Here is a 17,259-nt window from a genome sequence, read left to right on the forward strand (position 1 = left end):
AATACCCGTGAAGATCCGCACGGACTTCCCCCACTCCGTCACAGTCATGGAGCACGTCCTCATTCCGATGAGCGACGGCGTCCAGCTGGCTGCCACTATCTGGCTTCCTGAAGACGCGGCCGCACGACCCGTGCCTGCACTGTTGGAATACCTGCCCTACCGACGGGGGGACTGGACTGCGCCGCGTGACGCGCAGCGCCACCCTTGGTATGCGGGCCATGGCTACGCCTCGGTCCGTGTGGACATGCGCGGCTGCGGAGATTCCGAAGGCGTCATGCTCGACGAGTACCACCCGCAGGAACAAGCAGACGGAGTTGAGGTCATCGAGTGGCTGGCCGCCCAGCCCTGGTGTACGGGCAAAGTGGGAATGTTCGGAATCTCCTGGGGCGGATTCAACGCCTTGCAGCTCGCGGCGGAGCAGCCGGAGGCGCTTAAGGCCATCGTCACTGTCTGCTCCACGGATGACCGCTATGCCGACGACGTGCACTACTATGGCGGCGCGATGCTCGGCATCGACATGACTTCCTGGGCTGGAACCATGTTGGCGTTCCAATGCCGTCCCCCCGCGCCCTGGCGGGTTGGCGACGTCTGGGAAACCATGTGGAAGGAACGCTTGGAAGCCCTCCAGCCTTTCTCCGAAATCTGGATGGACCACCAGGAACGTGATGGTTACTGGCGCCACGGTTCGGTCTGCGAGGACTACTCCAAGATCACCGCGGCCGTCTTGGCGGTCGGGGGCTGGGCTGATCCCTACCGCAACACGGTTTTTCGGTTGTTGGAGCATCTTGAGGCCCCCGCACAAGGGCTGATCGGCCCATGGTCCCATCAATACCCGGACATCCAGCGCACGCCCGGTCCCACCATCGGATTCTTGCAGGAGACTCTGCGTTGGTGGGACTACTGGCTCAAAGGCATCGAAACGGAGGTCATGGCTGAACCCGCGCTGCGCGCCTATCACCAGGACTCCGTACGGCCCGCCACCCATTACCCGGAGCGAGCGGGCACCTGGGTGGGCCTGGACGGCTGGCCGTCCGCCGACGTCGGGCAGCGGCACTTCAACCTGGCCTCAGATTTGCGCAGCTTGGCAACTGACGCCGCCGGGACGGCCGTCGTCGACACTCCGCAACACAACGGCGTGGACGCCGCCCGGTGGTTCCCCTTCGGGAATCTGTCTGATCTGCCGCCGGACCAGCGCGCCGAGGATGGGCGATCGGTGGTATTCGAGACGCCGGTCCTCGAGGAGGACATCAACCTGTTTGGCTACGCCCGACTGATGTTGCGAGTCAACAGCAGCACGCCCCGGGCCAATGTGATTGCCCGGCTCTGCGACGTCGGGCCGGACGGATCGTCCACCCTGATCACCCGTGGGGCCATCAACCTGGCAAAGCGCAACGGGATGGACGAGGCGGACGAGCTCGTTCCGGGTCAATTCGTGGACGCCGAGATCGAGTTCACTTCCATGTCGTGGCAGGTTCCGGCCGGGCACAGGCTCCGGCTCGCCCTCGCCACGACGTACTGGCCTTGGATCTGGCCGCACGGTGAACAAGGGTTTGTGACCGTTGACGCCGGGCAAAGCGTACTGACGCTCGATGACCTTGATCCTGCCGCCATTGGAAGCCGCGACATCGTCTTCGAGGAGGCTGAGCAAGCCCCGGGTTTGGACATCAAGCCTGGGCCTGTGGCGGCCTCACGTCCCGAACGTGAGGTCAGGTACGAGCCGCAATCGGAGTCCTGGACCTTGACGGTGGACCCGAACTACGGCGGAAGCCGGATCTACCCGGACGGCCTGAACTTTGGCGAAGAAGCCCTGGAACGGTATTCGATGTCGGGAAACGATCCCCTGACGGCGCGGGCTGAGTCCAGGTGGAACGTCTCCCTTCAGCGCGAGGACTGGGGCGTTAGGATCGAGACCCACGCTACGGTCACTGCCAGCAAGGACCACTATGTACTGCACAACGAAGTCAAGACGTTCAAGAACGAGCAACTATTCTTTGAAAAGACTTTTGAGAAGCGCATCAGTCGGACATCGGCCTGAACAGGGGAAACGAGGACGAGCGACATGACAACTACCGCCAAGGACCACGAAGAGCGGCCCCGCGCCAAGACTGTCGGCGAACGGCAGCGGCACCCTACTGAAGTTCGGCGTCAGCTGGTGGTTGACGCCGCACGGGACCTGATCGCGGACAAGGGGTTGTTCAATGTCCTTATCCGCGACATTTCAAAAGCCTGCGGGGTGTCACCCGGGACCATCACCTACCATTTCAAGAGTCTCGACGAAGTCCTGATGGAAGTAGTCAAGGCAGAAACCGCGGACTTCTACGTTCCGCTCCAAGAGAGCGCCAGAGGGTCCAGCGACCCCACACGGGAACTGCTGTATTTCCTGGAGGGAATGTTCGGCACCGACGCGAACTCCCGCCGGCACTGGCTGATCTGGTTCGACTTCTGGTCCGCTGCGGCCAGGGACGAAGCTTACGGACGCTGGATGAGCGAACACTACGACGGCTGGCGCAGCGCCCTGCGCGAGATTACCGAGCGCGGCGTCAGCGAGGGATCGTTCGTCTGCGACGACCCTCGAAGCTTCGCGATTGAAACGGCCGCCATGGTGGATGGCCTCGCCGTCCAATGCTATGCACGGGGTTCGTCACTTCCGGTGGAAACGTCGCGGAGCCTTCTTATCGCGTTCGTGAGGCGTGAGCTCCAGATCAAGTAGGTGGCGCGCCCGGAAATAGCCCGCAGCGCGGCGACCCCCGCGGCGACCCCCGCCGCGACCCCCGCCTGTGGGGGTAAAGCGGGACTTGCGCTGACATGCGCGAGAATAGCGGGTACCGCTGGTGTTAAGGTGGGCTGAGCATAAGAGATGGGGATCTTGACGTGGGCGCATCGGGCGTGGCTGTAGTAATCGAGGATGACGATGACATCCGTGAGGTGGTCCATGCCGTCCTCGAGGCGTCGGGCCTGGAGGTTTACGCGGCCGGAAACGGCGTCGATGGCGTGGATGCGGTCCGCCTTCACAACCCGGACGTCATCACCTTGGACCTTGGCCTGCCGGACATTGACGGGATCGAGGTCACCCGCCGCGTCCGCGAGTTCAGTGATGCCTACATCATCATGCTCACAGCCCGCGCGCGTGAAGTGGACACACTGCAAGGGCTGGCCGTAGGCGCTGACGACTTTGTCACCAAGCCCTTCCGCCCCCGAGAGCTGCTGGCCCGGGTTGAGACGCTCCTTCGCCGGCCGCGCGGCAGCAAGCTTTTGAGCGGTTCGGGAGGGAGCACGACGGCGGAGCTGCCGCCGGCCCCGGCGCTGAACGCACCAACCGCACCCACACCCGTGCATCCGGCGGCCGAGCCATCGGGGCTGGAACACAACGGCCTTTTCCTGGACGTGGCCACGCGGACAACCCGGGTGGGCACGGAAGAGGTCCAATTGACCCGCACCGAGTTCGACCTTCTTCAAGCCCTCATGGAGGCCGGGCGCGTAGTCCGAAGCACCACGGGGCTTGCCCGCTGGCTCCATGCCAGGGAGTACGAAACCGGAGGCTATGTCAGCGAATCCGAAGAGCGCGCGATCCAGGTACACATCGCCAATCTGCGACGGAAGCTCGGCGATTCGGCGCAGTCGCCGCGTTGGGTGGAAACTGTGCGTGGCGTCGGTTACCGCCTTGCCGCAAAGACTTCGGAAAACTGAGGCGATCTTAAGGGAACCTTTAACGAGGCTCCTTACGCTGGGAAAGTCAACTTCGGATTTTCACGGCTCAAAGGAGCACTGCATGAAAAAATTCGCCGCAACACTTCTCATGACGGGGCTGCTCGCTATTGGCGGATTTGTCACTCCAGCCAATGCCGCCCCGAAGCACGACACCACGAGCACCACAGTAACGACGGTTACGACCGTCCCTGTTGTGAGCGACCCGGTCCAATACGCGCAGATCGGTTGGTGGCCCAACTAATCCCCACCGCCACCCTCGCCTCGCAAGCTCGGCAAGGGAACCCTGGCGGCGTGGGCCCACGCACTAGATGCCGTTTAGACGCCTCATAACGGCATTGACTGCCAACTACTTGGGTAGACGACAGCAATTCCAGACACCGCCCCGGGCTACCGCCAAGGGGCGGTGTTCTTTTGGGCCGCGGCCCGACGCAAGGGCCGCCGTCGGGATCCTGACCAGTTGGGGTGTCCGCCGCCGCGACCTGACCTTCCTGACCTTGTTTGCCGCTGGCGAGGCCCGGAATGACGCGACTCGCCGTGTCGTAAGCGCTTTCCCAATTCAAAGAAGGTCACGACGGCGCCAGCGCAGTTGAGTCCCGCGGCGCGCCTTGGCTCTCGGTACCGTCCTCCCCATGTTTGCCGCTGGCGAGGCCCGGAATGACGCGACTCGCCGTGTCGTAAGCGCTTTCCCAATTCAAAGAAGGTGAAGACGCTCCAAGCCCCGGTCAGTGCGGTCCCGCTCAGCTCTCCGTATCCAGAGGGAGCCGGACTGAAACCGTGGTTCCCACGCCCAGGGCGGATTCGACATCGAGCCGGCCAGAATGGCGTTCCACAATGTCGTGGGCTATCGCCAGGCCAAGCCCGCTTCCGGGGATGGCCGCCGTGGAGGCGTTTGAGGCGCGGAAGAACCGTGTGAATACCTGGTCGATTTCCGTTTCGGGGATCCCGACGCCGGTGTCCTCCACGCGGACCACCACACTGGGAACGGTGCCGGGGTCCGAGCTGATCCCGCTGCTGACGGCGACGTGGCCGCCAGTGGGCGTGAACTTGATCGCGTTGCTGATGATGTTGGCGAAGACTTGTTCCAGCTTGGCTTCGTCGGCCTGGACAGTCACGGCGCCTGGCGCATGCATCACGGTCAGGGACAGTGAACGGGAGTCCGCGAGCGGCTGCAACGTCGAGACAACAAGCCGAAGCAGGGTGCCCACATTCACCCGGCTCAATTGGAGGTCGCCGGACGTGTCCTGGTGCGAGACGGTGAGCATGTCTTCGATCAGCCGTCGGAGCCGCTCGGCATTTCGCGAAATGACGTCCACCATCCGCTCGACACCCGCGGGAAGAGGTCCTCCGGCGCCGGTGCGGATCATGTCCAAATAGGCCGTGATGGACGTCAGCGGGGTTCGAAGTTCATGGTTCACCGTGGTGAGGAAGTCGGTCTTGGCCTGGTCGAGTTCCTGGAGCTTGTACATGACCTGCTGTTGCGCGCCGATCAGGTGGCTCTGCATCAGGCCATACGCCAAGTTCCCGGAGACGTGCTGAATCAGGCCTATTTCGGCCCGGGTCCATTCCTGCGCCGTGTCCGGGCGGGCGATCCAGATGACTCCGAGAACGAGATCTCCCTCGCCTACCGGCACCACAACAGACGCCGACGGCGCACCCGCACCACCCAGCGCATCCGCACCACCGGGGCGCCCCGCGAGGGCCGCATCCGCATCACCCGCAGGAGCCCGTTTCGGCAGCGGCTGCACCTCGGCTTCCGCCCACAATCGCTCCGCCAGGTCGAACGTGGCGATGTCGTCCGTGAGCTCGTGCGGCAGGACTCCCGGTACCAGTCCCGGAGCGTTCCATTCGGCGCTCACCTGCGGCACCCGGGTGTCCGGGAACGTGGTGAACCAGACGTGTTCCGCGCCCAGGGCCTCGCCGATTCCGTCCACCAGATGCCGGGCAATCCGGCCTGGATCAATGGTGGACCTGATCGCTGCGGACACCTTCCTCAGGCTCTCCCTCAGTGATTCGGCTTCCGAACGGCGGCGCGTCCGTTCGGCGGCACGGGCTATCAGTACGAGGGCCCTGTGTGCCCGAAAGGCGGGAGGCTGGCCCCTGTAGACGAAATCCGCAATGGTCCACGCTTCCAGGGCAGCAACATCCAGCTCGTCCTCGGGATCCAACAAGAGCAAAACCGGCGCGTCATTCCGGGGAAGGAACTCGCGGAGGTCGTTGTCTACCACCAGCACGTCGCTCGGTTCGCTTTCCACCGCGGCCGCAAGAGAACCGGCGTCGTGCGCTGAACGAACCATGAACCCTGCCGCGGCGAGCGCCGCAACCGTCTCTGAGTGACGGACCGGGTCGGGGTCGGCCACCAAGGCGCGGTTTGGCGACGATGCGTCGTTAGTCAAGCGACTCTCCACTACGCTCCTAGTGTCCGGATTGGCCCCCACGGCGAGCCTACTATCGAGAACGTTACTTGAGCCCCGCCCCAGGCAGTAGTTCGACGGAGCCGAGCGAGTCCGCGACGAAGGCGTAGTCCCACGCGCGCTCGCGCCACTGCACGTACCGTCCTGAAGCTCCGCCGTGTCCGCCGTCCATCTCGATCTTCATGACGATCGGCGCCGTGCCGGTAGTCTCGGAACGTAGCACCTGGACCCACTTCGCTGGCTCCACGTAGAACACGCGGGTGTCGTTGAAAGAGGTCACTGCGGCGATCCGCGGGTACGAAACGGCGCGGATGTTCTCGTACGGGGTGTAGGACTTCATGTACTCGTACACCTCGGGATCGGTGATGGGGTTGCCCCATTCCTCCCACTCGAGCGCGGAGAGCGGCAGTTCCGGGTCCAGGATGGTGTTCAGCGCATCCACGAATGGCACGGCGGCCACGATCGCCGCGTACTTTTCCGGGGCAAGGTTGGCTACGGCGCCCATGAGCAGGCCGCCCGCGGAGCCACCCATGGCGGCGATCCGGCCCGGCGCCACCCAACCGGAGGACGCGAGCCAGTCCGTTGCTGCGATGAAGTCCGTGAAAGTGTTTTTCTTGTTGAGCTTCTTGCCGTCGTCGTACCAGCGCCGGCCGAGCTCGCCGCCGCCGCGGATGTGGGCGATCACCATGACGATTCCGCGGTCGAGGAGGGACAGCCGGGCCACCCCGAAGCCGGGATCCATGCTGACTTCGTACGAGCCATAGCCGTAGACCAGGCCCGCAGCGCTTGAGTCCTGCGAAACGGAGGCGTGCCGGAGCACGGAAAGCGGCACGCGCGTGCCGTCCGCCGCCGTCGCCCATTCCCGGGTGGCCACGTAGTCGGACGCAGTGTACCCGCCCAGCACCGGGCTCTCCTTCCGCAGCAGCAGTTCCCCGCTCGGCAGCGCGGCGGTGGGCAGCACGAAGTCGTACACCCGCGACGGCGTGAAGAAAGACGTGTATCCGATGCGGATCACAGGCGCTTCGTAGTCCGAACCTGCCACCCCTGCCGTGTACAGCTCCTCGTCGAAGGCGGGCTCGACGGCGGGGCCCTGCGCGGCGGTTCCCAGACCGGCGAGGGGCAGCACCTGCACGCGTTCGATCGTGTCCTGCCGCACTGCCACCACCAGATGCGTCGAGGTGACTCCGGCCCCGTTGACGCGAACGGCGTCGGAATGCTCGACGACGGTGCGCCAGTGCTGCTCGGCCAGCGGCTTGGCGAACTCGGCCGGGTCCGCGATGGACACCATGGAGTTGATGGCGTCCTTGTTGTGGGTCAGGAGGAGGGTCTCAGCGCCGTCGAGGAGGAACGGCTCGGCCTCGTAGAGGATGTGTTCGTCGCGGGAAATCACGGTGGACAGGCCGCCGTCGAAGTCGTCGAAGCGCAGCAGGCGCGTTTCGCTGAATTCCGAGCAGCCGATGCTCAGCACGAGGTACCGCCGGTCGGAGGAGAGTTCGAAGCCGAGCCACATGGCGACGTCGTCCTCTTGGTAGATCACCTCGTCCTCGCTGACGGGCGTGCCCAGGACGTGCGACTTCACCTGGTACGGGCGCCAGGAATCGTCCACGACGGTGTAGAAGATCCGGGTGCCGTCGGGGGAGAAGGCCACGCCGTAAAAGATGTTCTCGATGACGTCGGGCAGCAATTCGCCCGTCCGCAGGTCCTTGATGCGAAGCGTGAAGCGTTCCTCGCCGGAGTTGTCCACGGCGTAGGCATAGAGGTTGCCATCCAACGTCACGGCCGTGCCGCCAACGGAGAAGAACGGTTTGCCTTCCGCCTCGGCGTTGCCGTCCAGCAGGACTTCTTCACCCTGGAGTTCGACGCCGGGTTCCACCGCCGGCGGGGTCCAGTCGGCTACCGCATCGCCGGAGTTCGCGGCCCGGAGACGGCAATGAATGCCGTACTCCTTGCCCTCAACGGAGCGGGTGTAGTACCACCAGCCGTCCTTGCGGCTGGGGACCGAAAGGTCGGTCTCCTGGGTACGTCCCTTGATTTCCTGGAAGATGGCCTCGCGCAGCGGTTCCTGGTGTGCGGTGACGGCTTCCTGGTAGGCATTTTCAGCCTTCAAGTGCTCAATGACCTCGGAGGACTCCTTGTCCCGCAGCCATTCGTAGTTGTCCACGAAAACATCGCCGTGGTGCTCGCGTGTGGTGGGCACCTTCTTGGCGACGGGGGGAACTGGAAGCGTGACAGGCTGGTTCATGGGGCAACTCTATAGAGGGCCACCGACGCGCCACCACTGATTTCGCTCAGAGCGGCCGCTCGGTCAGCACACCACTGTTCCTTGGAAGGGCTGACCCGTCCACACATTGGTGGGCGATGCCTGGTACAGCCCGTGGATCTGGTAGGTCCAGGTTCCCTTGGCTGCAGTGGCTTTGGTATAGGTCCAATTGGACGTTTGCATGTTGCCACCGCCGGGGTTCGTCACGGTGAAATCGTAGGACGTCGCCCGTGGGACTGTTCCATGGCTCACCACGATGATACTGAGGTTGCGTGCAATGCAGGTGGCCGTCACACTGACACCGGTCGGTGCGGGCAGCGACATAGTCCCCACGCTGGTTGAACCGGAGTTCATTCCAGTAAACGCAGCTTGCGCAATGCCGGGAGCGAAGACCAGTACGGCAGCCGCTGCCAGGACCGCGGCGAGGCGCCCGAGCGCAGGCGTCTTCGCGACGTCGGCGGTGCTCCGGCTTCTACGCAAGGTCAGCGGCTTTCTGTCAGGCCCGGTGGTCCGTTCCATTCTTACCGGCTTTTTGCGGTAAGGGCAGCGGACCCGGTTCGGTTCTTTGAAGAGAATTTCATGCGGCCCGGCGGGTGGTGCTACCGCTCAGGGCTTTTTCCAGCTGCGGCTGATGCTGGCGGACGAGTTCCCCGGCTTGGATCGCCGCGGTGTGATCGGTCATGACCAGGGCGTGTTCGAGGCGGACGCAGTGCTGTTCCATCCGGAGCGCCCCGACCATCGAGGAACTGGTTTTCAGGCTGAGCACCGCATCCATCGCGAGGTCACTGTTGCCGGTGCTGAGGGCGTGGCTGATCTTGTCCACCCGCTGGGGCAGCAGCCTGGCGTAGGCGGCCGCGAACTTCTCGGCGGCTTCCTTGCTCTTCATCTCCCGGGCCAGGCGCTTGAGGGGGCGGCGGTCAAACGCCGGCAGCGGGCGTTCAGCGGCCCCGGCGTCCACAGCGGCGTTGTCTTCAGGCTTTTTCCGCCAGATCGAGACGAGGAGCATGACCACCAGGGCGGCCGGAGCGCCATACATCAGGACCTTCAGGACAACGGGATCACGAAGAGCCCGGATCGCGTTGCCCAGGTACGGGACGGTGAACACCTGCCGGTCCACCTGGCCGCCGGTCAGGGCCGCGGTCCAGGGGTCGGCGCCGTTGTTCGCGTCGCCCTTGGTGCGGACGGTGGCAGTGCCTTGGCTGTTCACTGCCAGGTCGATGATCCGGTGGGTCTCCACCCGCTGGTCCTCCACCGGGATGTGGTAGGTGATGATGTCCCCGACCTTCAGGTTCTGGACCGCGACGGGAACGGTGACAACCACGTCTCCCGGGTTGATCAGCGGCGACATGGAGCCGGTGAGCATGGTGCTGGTCTGGTAGCCCAGGACGCGGGGCCCGACGGCGAGGAACAGGAACGTCGCGATGGCCGTCACCATGACTGTGCTGGTGATGACGCTGACCATGGCCCGGGCAATCCTCGACCCAACTCCCCGGTGCTTATCGGTTCCGGTTGTTCCGGTGTCGGGCTTTTCGGTGCCGGTCTTTACGGAGACGGGTGTCGCCGTCGTGGTGGCCGTCGGGGAGACCCGCCGTTGGCGGACCGATGATGCGGTCATGGCTGGGTCTCCGTTCTGGGGGAGGCCCTCCGCCGTCGTTTTCAGGGGGGCTCGACGGCGGAGGGCTGGCTGGGGGTTACTGGGCGGGGTTACTGGTTGGTGGCGGTGCGTTGGGTGCCCGTGAAGTTGAACGCGATGGTGCTGCTCTGGTTCTGGAGGGTGTTGTCGGCCGTGGAAGGCAGGGTCAGCGTGACCCGCAGGTTATCGGTGTGGCCGGCCGTGACCGAGGTGAGGTTGGCCAGAGTGAGGTCCGCTCCGATGACGGGGCGGGAAGCCAGGACCGAGGTGGTGGTGCCGGAGCAAGTGTAGGTGTACGCGGGGGCAGTGCCGGCCTCGGTCCACGCGACGGAGCAGTCATCGACGGCGACCTGCAGGCCCATGGTGGTGCTGGTGTCCAGCAAGGAGGTCGGCGCGGCCGTGGTGGTGAGGGTGATCGCCGACAGAGACTGGTTTCCGGTGGCGTTGCTCAGGGTGGCTACGCGCTGCACGGTGTCGCCGGGGACCAGACCGGAAGCGGCGACGCTGAGCCGGTTCGCGGTGCCGGATGCACCCAGGGCGATGTTCACGATGCCGGAGGCAACGGTGTTGCTGGCGGAGGTGCTGGAGGTGAAGGCGCCGTAGGTTCCGAGTCCTGCCACGCCGGCAGCAGTGCCGACCAGGGCCAGGGATGCAATGACTTTACCGGTGGTGGTTTTCAGGCTGAGACCCATGATGATTTCCGTTTCTTGAAGCCCGGGAGACCGGGACTTTGCTGTCCGATGACCCCTACTTTCCGGCAGGATTCATAGGAAGACGCAAGGATTCCCCAAGCTTCCGTTCAAGATTGGTTAAATATTCGATCAAGTAATTTTCGAGTGGTGGGAGGCGGGTGCTTGCAGCCTCCGAGTAGTGGAAACGAGTAGCCGTGACGGCTCAGTAACCATGTGCAGCCACATACTGCGGGAGTGTGTCATCCCGCAGTGCCGCCGCTACTTCTCCGATTCCCGCGTAGTCCGGCAGCACGATGGATTGTCCGTCCGGGGAAGTGCCCGTGCCTGCAGTGGGCAGGGTGAAGAAGACAGAGGCGCCGGGATCAACTGTGCGGAGTGCGTAGGCCAGGATGGCGACTGAGGCCGGGTCGTATCCCTGGTCCACCGTGAGGTAGTTTGTGGCGAACTTGACCAGACCAAGGACGGCAGCGGGAGTCTGGATTCCGCCCCTTAGCTTGCTCAGAAGGGCATGAAGGAACGTCTGCTGGTTGCGGACGCGTTGGTAGTCTCCGTCCACGAACGAGTAGCGCTCGCGGACGAACTCCAAGGCCGCTTCCCCGTCCAAGTGATTGACGCCGGCAACAAAGACGTGGTGGGTGTCAAAGCTCGCGGTAAAGGGCAGCGTGACATTGACGTCGATCCCGCCCAAGCCATCCGTGAGGACCTTGAAGCCCTGGAAATCCAGCATGACGGTGTGGTCTATATGGGTACCCAATAGCGTCTCGACGGTCCGGACCACCAGGGGGATGCCTCCCACTTCAAGGCTGGCGTTGATTTTGGATGCGCCATAACCCGGGATGTTCACCCAGTTGTCGCGCATGATCGAAATGCCGTAGACCTTTTGCCGGTCCGCCGGAACATGGATCAGCATCAGGCAATCCGAGCGTTGGTCCGACGACTGGCCTGTTGTGACGGTCTGGTTGTTTTGGTCCCTGGCATTCGCGCGGCTGTCGCTGCCAATCACGAGGATGTTCATGGGGGCTGCCGGAAGCTCAGGGATTGTCGGCGGTGCGGGTGCGGGTGCGGGTGCCGCAGCGGTTGGCGCGGGAGACTTGGTAGGGGACGAAGTATGGGTAGCGGTGGCGCCCGAGGAGGCGCTTGCGGGCGAGGGTCCGGACGAGGTCCTGTTGGATCCGGCGATCACCGCGGCCAGGACCACCACGAGGGCCAGCAGAATTGCCAGCCCCGCCGCAAGCCACAGTCGCCGTCGTCCGCTCATGTCCGGAACGTATCACCCAGGTGAGTTAAAAACGCATCAGGCAAGGCCTCATTTCGGCCACAAAAATTGCCCGTGTGCAATCACCGTGTCTCGACAAAATAACGTTCCAGGAGCACGATGAGAGATAAATCTCTCGCCTTCACACGGGCCGGCTTTGCCGTGTCCTTCGGTTCCGTAATGGGGGGCTCTTAGCCCACGGAGCTGGACGTTATCCCTGCGAGCAAGGGAGGATCCTGCATGGCCCCAACTTCGTGGCGCCGCACCGTATGCGGGGGATGGGCAGCAGCTGCGAGCTGAAGTTCATAGGGAAGTTCAAGGAAACCGAGTCACCGTCAAACGACGCCATGGTCTCCGGCGCCTCAAAATTTCCAGGCTATTAACAGCCGGTCAGCAAAGATTTTCCTAAGGAATGAGTCTTATGACTGCTCATCCAAAACCCCTTCTATTGCCGCGCCTTCGAGCGCTCATGATTTTGCTCCTTGCCCTGGTGTTGCCGGTAGCCCTCAGCGGCACAGCGGCAGCGGACAGTGGCAAATCCGCAAGGACGTGGACTGTCCAGGTCGGCTCCGAATCGTCGGATCAGGCCATCCAAGGAATGTCCTTCCTGCCGAAGAACATCTTCATCAATGCAGGTGACAAGGTCACCTGGGAGGCCAACGCGGCCGAAATCCATACGGTCACGTTCCTGGCCGCGGGGCAAACCATCGAGTCCACTCAACCTTTTGATCCTTTCAGCCCCCTCTATATATCTGCGCAGGGCGGCACGTCCTACGACGGACACTCCTATTACAACTCCGGTGTGATGTCGAACGTCTCGAACAGTGGGTTCGCCGAAGTCGGTTCCTACACCTTGAAGTTCCCGGATACCGGCGATTTCACGTACTACTGCCTGGTGCATGGCGCGGCCCAGAAAGGCACAGTCCACGTGCGGGCCAAGGGTACGGACTACCCGTACAGCCAGGAGCAGTACAACAACCGGGTAGAGCGGGCTGAACGGGCCATCATCCGTGACGGCTACCAGCAATGGAGCGACGCCCGCGATCAGGCGGACAACCACACCGTGATTGCCGGAACCGACGACGGCGTCGCCATGGTCATGCGTTTCATCGAAGCTAAAGTGGTCATCCACGTTGGTGAGAAAGTGAGCTTCGTGAACAACGGCATGGGTGAGCCGCACACGGTGACCTTCGGTACCGAGCCTGCCAACCCGCTCCCGCCGCTGGGCGATCCGACGAATTACACGGGCGGACAGCTCAATTCGGGCATTTTGCCGCCGGGCGTGACATTCACGGTGACCTTCAACAAGGCAGGGGTCTACGACTACGTCTGCGCACTCCACGACTACTTTGGAATGGCCGGCAAGGTGGTGGTGAAGGACTGAGTCGCTAACTTGAACGCGTACCGGGGCTTGTTTCCCGTACTGTCGCTTAAGTGAACGCATGCCGGGGCTTGTTTCTGGTACCGGCGTTACAAACGCCCGGCTGGGAAACAAGCCCCCGTGCACGGGTGGGCCTTGCCCGGTGCGCGGGCACGCGCCGGCTCCGGGGCGTGCCAGTTGCCGGGGCGCCGGTGGGCCGAAGCGCCGAAGGTGCGGGCCGTCGTCGGGCGCGCTGTATTCTGGACGCTTACCCTGAATTAATAAGCACGCTTAGGAAATGAGTCTTTGCGCGATGTTGGACAGCCCCCATACGTACTCGAGTGCACTGGGCGCCCCCGGCTTTCTGGCCGGAACCTTCCTGTTTGACCCGCTCACGGGGAAAGCGGAATGGTCCGACGGGCTCTTCAATCTCCACGGCTACCAGCGAGGGGAAGTAGTGCCCACGCTCGAGCTGCTGATGTCGCACAAGCACCCGGAGGACAGGCCGCAGGCCATGGAGATCCTGGGTCAAGTGTTCCGCGACGGCGGACATTTCTGTATCTACCACCGGATCATTGACGCGCAGGGACATGTCCGTCGCGTGCTGACCGCGGGGAACGCTCAAGTGGGCCCGTCGGGGACCGTCGCGCTCGAGGGGACCACGATCGACCTGACGTCCACGCTGCGGCGGGAAACCGAGCAAGCGGCGCGCGACGCCGTCGCGGGCGCCAATGCTACGCGGGGCGTCATCAATCAAGCACGCGGAATCCTGATGGGGCGGTTGCTCCTCAGCTCCAACGCCGCCTTCAAACTGCTCGTGAGTTGCAGCAGCATGACGAACGTCAAGGTCGCAATCCTGGCCTCGCACCTTGTTCGCGTCGCTGACACCGATCACGGTCCGGAAGCAATGGACGAGTTCATTCGTGTTCTGCAGGCTTGCGACCAGGCGGCGGTAAAACGGGCGTTGGACCAACAGTGAGAAGCCGGCCGGCCTAGCCATCGCCTCTCGCTCGACGGCGTGGCAGTATGTTGTGAGTCAGGCTCGATGAGGGCGTCTCCGCGACAAGGAGCGACGGTCATGACCTACATCTACAACTTCGCCGATGTGCAAGCAGGCGACGTCGCCGTGGCTGGTGGCAAGGGCGTCGGGCTGGGCAACCTGGTTCGCGCCGGGCTGCCGGTCCCCCCGGGGTTCGTGCTGACCACCGCCGCGTATGAGGCCTTCGTGGATGCCAATGGGATTCAGGCGCGCATCCAGGAACTGGCGGCCCTGCCGTCGGAGGCGACGCCGCAGGATTACGAGGACGCCTCGGCCGCAATCCGGGACCTTTTCACCGGCGGTAGCATGCCTGCGGCCATCGCATACGAGCTCGCCGCCGCTTATGAACGCCTCGGCGCCGACGGCGGTGGCGACGACGCAACCGACGGCGCAACCGCCGACGACGACGGCGCGCCTGCGGACGACGACGGCGACCGCGGCGTGCCCGTAGCGGTGCGCTCGTCCGCAACGGCCGAAGACCTCGCCTCGGCCAGCTTCGCCGGGCAACAGGAAACCTACCTCAACGTCCGCGGGGCGGAAGCGTTGGATGCAGCGGTCATTGATTGCTGGTCTTCCCTGTGGACCGCGCGAGCCATGGCCTATCGGGACCGTGAAGGCATCGCACCGGGAGATGTTCGCCTCGCGGTCGTGGTCCAGCGGATGGTCGAGGCCGAGGCAGCCGGAGTCATGTTCACCGCCAACCCCGCCAACGGTCGCCGCGACCAGCTCGTGATCAGTGCCGCGTGGGGCCTGGGGGAGTCCGTGGTCAGTGGAACAGTCACCACGGATGACGTTGTTGTCGAAGCGGGAACCGGCCGCGTGCTTTCGCGCCGGACAGCCGACAAGGAAGTCATGACCGTCTACGCGGACGGCGCTGCGGACCGCGGCGCTGCGGACCAGGGAGGGACGACGGAGCGCCCGGTCCCTACGGCGCTTCGGAAGCAGGCCGTGCTCGACGACGGAGCGGCCGCCGTGCTGGCCCGCCATGGAACACGGATTTCGGACTACTTCGGAACTCCCCAGGACATCGAATGGGCACGGGCCGACGGCAATTTCTTCATGCTGCAATCCCGGCCCATCACTGCACTGCCTGAACCCGTAGCTGACACCCCGGACACCTGGCCGTTGCCCTACCCGAAGGGGCTCTACTTCCGCGCGAGCATCGTGGAACAACTGCCGGACCCGCTCTCGCCGCTGTTCGCCGACCTCATTGACGGCTCGGTGACCCGTTCGCTCAAGGCCTTGATGAACGAAGCCGTCGGGAGTGAGGTCGTCAGGGATGGCGACGTCGGACTGCCCACCATCAACGGGTACGCCTACTACTACTACCGCACCTCGGCAATGTGGCGAGTGATGGGCAAGTCGCCGGCGGCCATGGTAGCCCTGGCCCGCGGCAAGGCGCACATGGGCATGGATGGCTGGCGGGAATTCTCTCATCCCCGCTACAAGCAGGTGCTCAAGGGCTGGTCGGCAAAGTCCATGGGGGAGCTTTCGGGAGAGGAACTGCTTGAGGGTGTCCGGACGCTGCTGGACGCAGGAACTGTGTATTACACGGCTGTGGAGTCAGTCATTCCGATCGCTGCCACGAGCGAAATCTCGTTCCGGGCGTATTACGACAAACTCATCCGGCGCGCGGGGGATCCCTCTGCCGAGACATTCCTCCTCGGCTATGACAGTGAACCCATCCGCGCGGAGAAATCGTTGTACGACCTCGCGGCCTGGGCCCGTGAAGTTGAGGGACTGGCCCCGGCGATCCTCAATCAACCGACGGCGGCACTGGCCGAGTCGCAGCGCAGCTGGCTCCCGCCCGCCGGCATGGATCCGGCACTTTGGCAGCAGTGGCATCCGCGTTTCCAAGCCCATCTCGATCGGTTCGGCCACGCGGTCTACAACCTTGACTTCCTCAGCCCGGTGCCGGCGGACGATCCTTCGGCGTTGCTGGACACGGTGAAGTTCTACCTGCGGGGACAAGGCAACGACCCGCATGAGCGCCAGCGGCTCTCGGCCGCCCGGCGCGAGGACCAAACCGAGCGGATGCTCGCCCGGCTTGGGCGGACCCGGCTCGGGCGGAGTCGTAGGGCGCCCTTCATTCGTCTGCTCCGGTGGGCGCAGAAGTCCGCACCGCTCCGCGAAGATGCCCTGGCCGACGTCGGGCTCGCCTGGCCGCTGATCCGGCGGATGCTGCTCGAACTCGGACAACGGCTGGTCTACTCCGGAGTGATCGCCGGTCCCGCCGACGTTTTCTGGCTACGCCAGCAGGAGCTGCAAAGCGCCGTCGAGTTCGGCCTCGCCGCGCCGCAACCGCCGGGGACGGCGGAACCGCTCGCACAGATGGCGGTGGCAATTACGGGGGCGGCGCGCCCCGTCCGCGCTGACGTCGTCGAGGAGCGCAAGATGCTTTGGCGGGGCCAGGCCAAGGCGGCCGCCCCGCAACTGCTGCCCGAGACCCGTTGGATGAAGCGCGCTTTCGAATCGATGATGCCATCACGTTCCCAGGAGCAGCAGGGCGACGTCATCAAGGGGGTCGGCGCCAGTGCGGGCCGGGTCAGTGCTCCTGCGCGCGTCCTGGGCGGGCCGCAGGATTTCGGCCAGATGTCGCCCGGTGAGGTTCTGGTTGCCCGTATCACCACTCCCGCGTGGACCTCGCTGTTCGCCATGGCCTCCGCGGTGGTCACCGACGTCGGCGGCCCGTTGAGCCACAGCTCCATCGTGGCCCGGGAGTACGGCATCCCCGCTGTGCTCGGCACCGGAGTCGCTACCCAGCGGCTCACGAGCGGCCAACAAATCACCGTCGACGGCGACGCCGGCACTGTGACGGTCGAGCACCCACCCGCCTAGCCCCCTCGGACGCGCGCTCACTTATGTGGTGTTTCCGGCGGACGCCCGCTCACTTGATGTGAG

Annotated in this window: 13 protein-coding genes; 7 read left to right on the top strand and 6 right to left on the bottom strand. The window is 64.3% G+C overall.

Features of this window, described 5'->3' with window-relative positions; all coding sequences use genetic code 11:
- Nucleotides 1-7: 7 nt before the first annotated feature.
- The 4 genes from QRN59_RS15665 (at nt 8) to QRN59_RS15680 (ending at nt 3,949) form a co-directional block, all read left to right on the top strand.
- Nucleotides 8-2,035 carry a CocE/NonD family hydrolase gene (locus tag QRN59_RS15665; protein WP_284983413.1) on the top strand — a complete coding sequence of 676 codons (2,028 nt, stop codon included), beginning with the start codon at nt 8-10 and terminating at the stop codon, nt 2,033-2,035.
- 24 nt (nt 2,036-2,059) lie between these two features.
- Nucleotides 2,060-2,710 carry a TetR/AcrR family transcriptional regulator gene (locus tag QRN59_RS15670; RefSeq protein ID WP_284983414.1) on the top strand — a complete coding sequence of 217 codons (651 nt, stop codon included), beginning with the start codon at nt 2,060-2,062 and terminating at the stop codon, nt 2,708-2,710.
- A gap of 176 nt (nt 2,711-2,886) precedes the next feature.
- The gene (locus QRN59_RS15675; RefSeq protein WP_284983415.1) at nt 2,887-3,687 is read left to right on the top strand and encodes a response regulator transcription factor; all 801 of its coding nucleotides are present in this window, start codon (nt 2,887-2,889) and stop codon (nt 3,685-3,687) included.
- Nucleotides 3,688-3,769: 82 nt separating this feature from the next.
- Nucleotides 3,770-3,949 (top strand): hypothetical protein, encoded by a 180-nt coding sequence (locus tag QRN59_RS15680; RefSeq protein WP_284983416.1) that lies wholly within the window; start codon nt 3,770-3,772, stop codon nt 3,947-3,949.
- A gap of 496 nt (nt 3,950-4,445) precedes the next feature.
- On the opposite strand, the gene QRN59_RS15685 is transcribed toward QRN59_RS15680, so the two are convergent.
- From QRN59_RS15685 to QRN59_RS15710, 6 genes are all read right to left on the bottom strand, one after another.
- Nucleotides 4,446-6,101, bottom strand: coding sequence for a sensor histidine kinase (locus QRN59_RS15685; RefSeq protein ID WP_284983417.1), 1,656 nt, complete (start codon nt 6,099-6,101; stop codon nt 4,446-4,448).
- Between the two features lie 64 nt (nt 6,102-6,165).
- On the bottom strand, nt 6,166-8,361 hold the full coding sequence (locus QRN59_RS15690) for a S9 family peptidase (protein ID WP_284983418.1): 2,196 nt from the start codon (nt 8,359-8,361) through the stop codon (nt 6,166-6,168).
- Between the two features lie 63 nt (nt 8,362-8,424).
- Nucleotides 8,425-8,898 (bottom strand): hypothetical protein, encoded by a 474-nt coding sequence (locus QRN59_RS15695; RefSeq protein WP_284983419.1) that lies wholly within the window; start codon nt 8,896-8,898, stop codon nt 8,425-8,427.
- Nucleotides 8,899-8,956: 58 nt separating this feature from the next.
- Nucleotides 8,957-9,994, bottom strand: a complete 1,038-nt coding sequence (locus tag QRN59_RS15700; RefSeq protein ID WP_284983420.1) for a signal peptidase I — start codon at nt 9,992-9,994, stop codon at nt 8,957-8,959.
- An 89-nt stretch (nt 9,995-10,083) separates the two neighbouring features.
- Nucleotides 10,084-10,704 (bottom strand): TasA family protein, encoded by a 621-nt coding sequence (locus QRN59_RS15705; protein WP_284983421.1) that lies wholly within the window; start codon nt 10,702-10,704, stop codon nt 10,084-10,086.
- Nucleotides 10,705-10,906: 202 nt separating this feature from the next.
- Nucleotides 10,907-11,962 carry an LCP family protein gene (locus QRN59_RS15710; RefSeq protein WP_284983422.1) on the bottom strand — a complete coding sequence of 352 codons (1,056 nt, stop codon included), beginning with the start codon at nt 11,960-11,962 and terminating at the stop codon, nt 10,907-10,909.
- A gap of 418 nt (nt 11,963-12,380) precedes the next feature.
- On the opposite strand from QRN59_RS15710, the gene QRN59_RS15715 reads away from it, so the two are divergent.
- From QRN59_RS15715 to QRN59_RS15725, 3 genes are all read left to right on the top strand, one after another.
- Nucleotides 12,381-13,343: a plastocyanin/azurin family copper-binding protein gene (locus tag QRN59_RS15715; RefSeq protein WP_284983423.1), complete on the top strand. Its 963-nt coding sequence runs from the start codon at nt 12,381-12,383 to the stop codon at nt 13,341-13,343.
- Between the two features lie 274 nt (nt 13,344-13,617).
- Nucleotides 13,618-14,298 (top strand): PAS and ANTAR domain-containing protein, encoded by a 681-nt coding sequence (locus QRN59_RS15720; RefSeq protein WP_284983424.1) that lies wholly within the window; start codon nt 13,618-13,620, stop codon nt 14,296-14,298.
- A gap of 99 nt (nt 14,299-14,397) precedes the next feature.
- Nucleotides 14,398-17,196, top strand: a complete 2,799-nt coding sequence (locus QRN59_RS15725; RefSeq protein ID WP_284983425.1) for a PEP/pyruvate-binding domain-containing protein — start codon at nt 14,398-14,400, stop codon at nt 17,194-17,196.
- Nucleotides 17,197-17,259: the final 63 nt, after the last annotated feature.

The sequence above is a fragment of the Arthrobacter sp. efr-133-TYG-118 genome (genome assembly GCF_030209755.1).
Classification (GTDB): domain Bacteria; phylum Actinomycetota; class Actinomycetes; order Actinomycetales; family Micrococcaceae; genus Arthrobacter.

Excerpts from the sequence above, each read along its gene's own strand:
- QRN59_RS15670 (WP_284983414.1), top strand. The coding sequence starts at position 2,060 with ATGACAACTACCGCCAAGGACCACGAAGAGCGGCCCCGCGCCAAGACT.
- QRN59_RS15680 (WP_284983416.1), top strand. The coding sequence starts at position 3,770 with ATGAAAAAATTCGCCGCAACACTTCTCATGACGGGGCTGCTCGCTATT.
- QRN59_RS15690 (WP_284983418.1), bottom strand. The coding sequence starts at position 8,361 with ATGAACCAGCCTGTCACGCTTCCAGTTCCCCCCGTCGCCAAGAAGGTG.
- QRN59_RS15695 (WP_284983419.1), bottom strand. The coding sequence starts at position 8,898 with ATGGAACGGACCACCGGGCCTGACAGAAAGCCGCTGACCTTGCGTAGA.
- QRN59_RS15700 (WP_284983420.1), bottom strand. The coding sequence starts at position 9,994 with ATGACCGCATCATCGGTCCGCCAACGGCGGGTCTCCCCGACGGCCACC.
- QRN59_RS15705 (WP_284983421.1), bottom strand. The coding sequence starts at position 10,704 with ATGGGTCTCAGCCTGAAAACCACCACCGGTAAAGTCATTGCATCCCTG.
- QRN59_RS15710 (WP_284983422.1), bottom strand. The coding sequence starts at position 11,962 with ATGAGCGGACGACGGCGACTGTGGCTTGCGGCGGGGCTGGCAATTCTG.
- QRN59_RS15715 (WP_284983423.1), top strand. The coding sequence starts at position 12,381 with ATGACTGCTCATCCAAAACCCCTTCTATTGCCGCGCCTTCGAGCGCTC.
- QRN59_RS15720 (WP_284983424.1), top strand. The coding sequence starts at position 13,618 with ATGAGTCTTTGCGCGATGTTGGACAGCCCCCATACGTACTCGAGTGCA.
- QRN59_RS15725 (WP_284983425.1), top strand. The coding sequence starts at position 14,398 with ATGACCTACATCTACAACTTCGCCGATGTGCAAGCAGGCGACGTCGCC.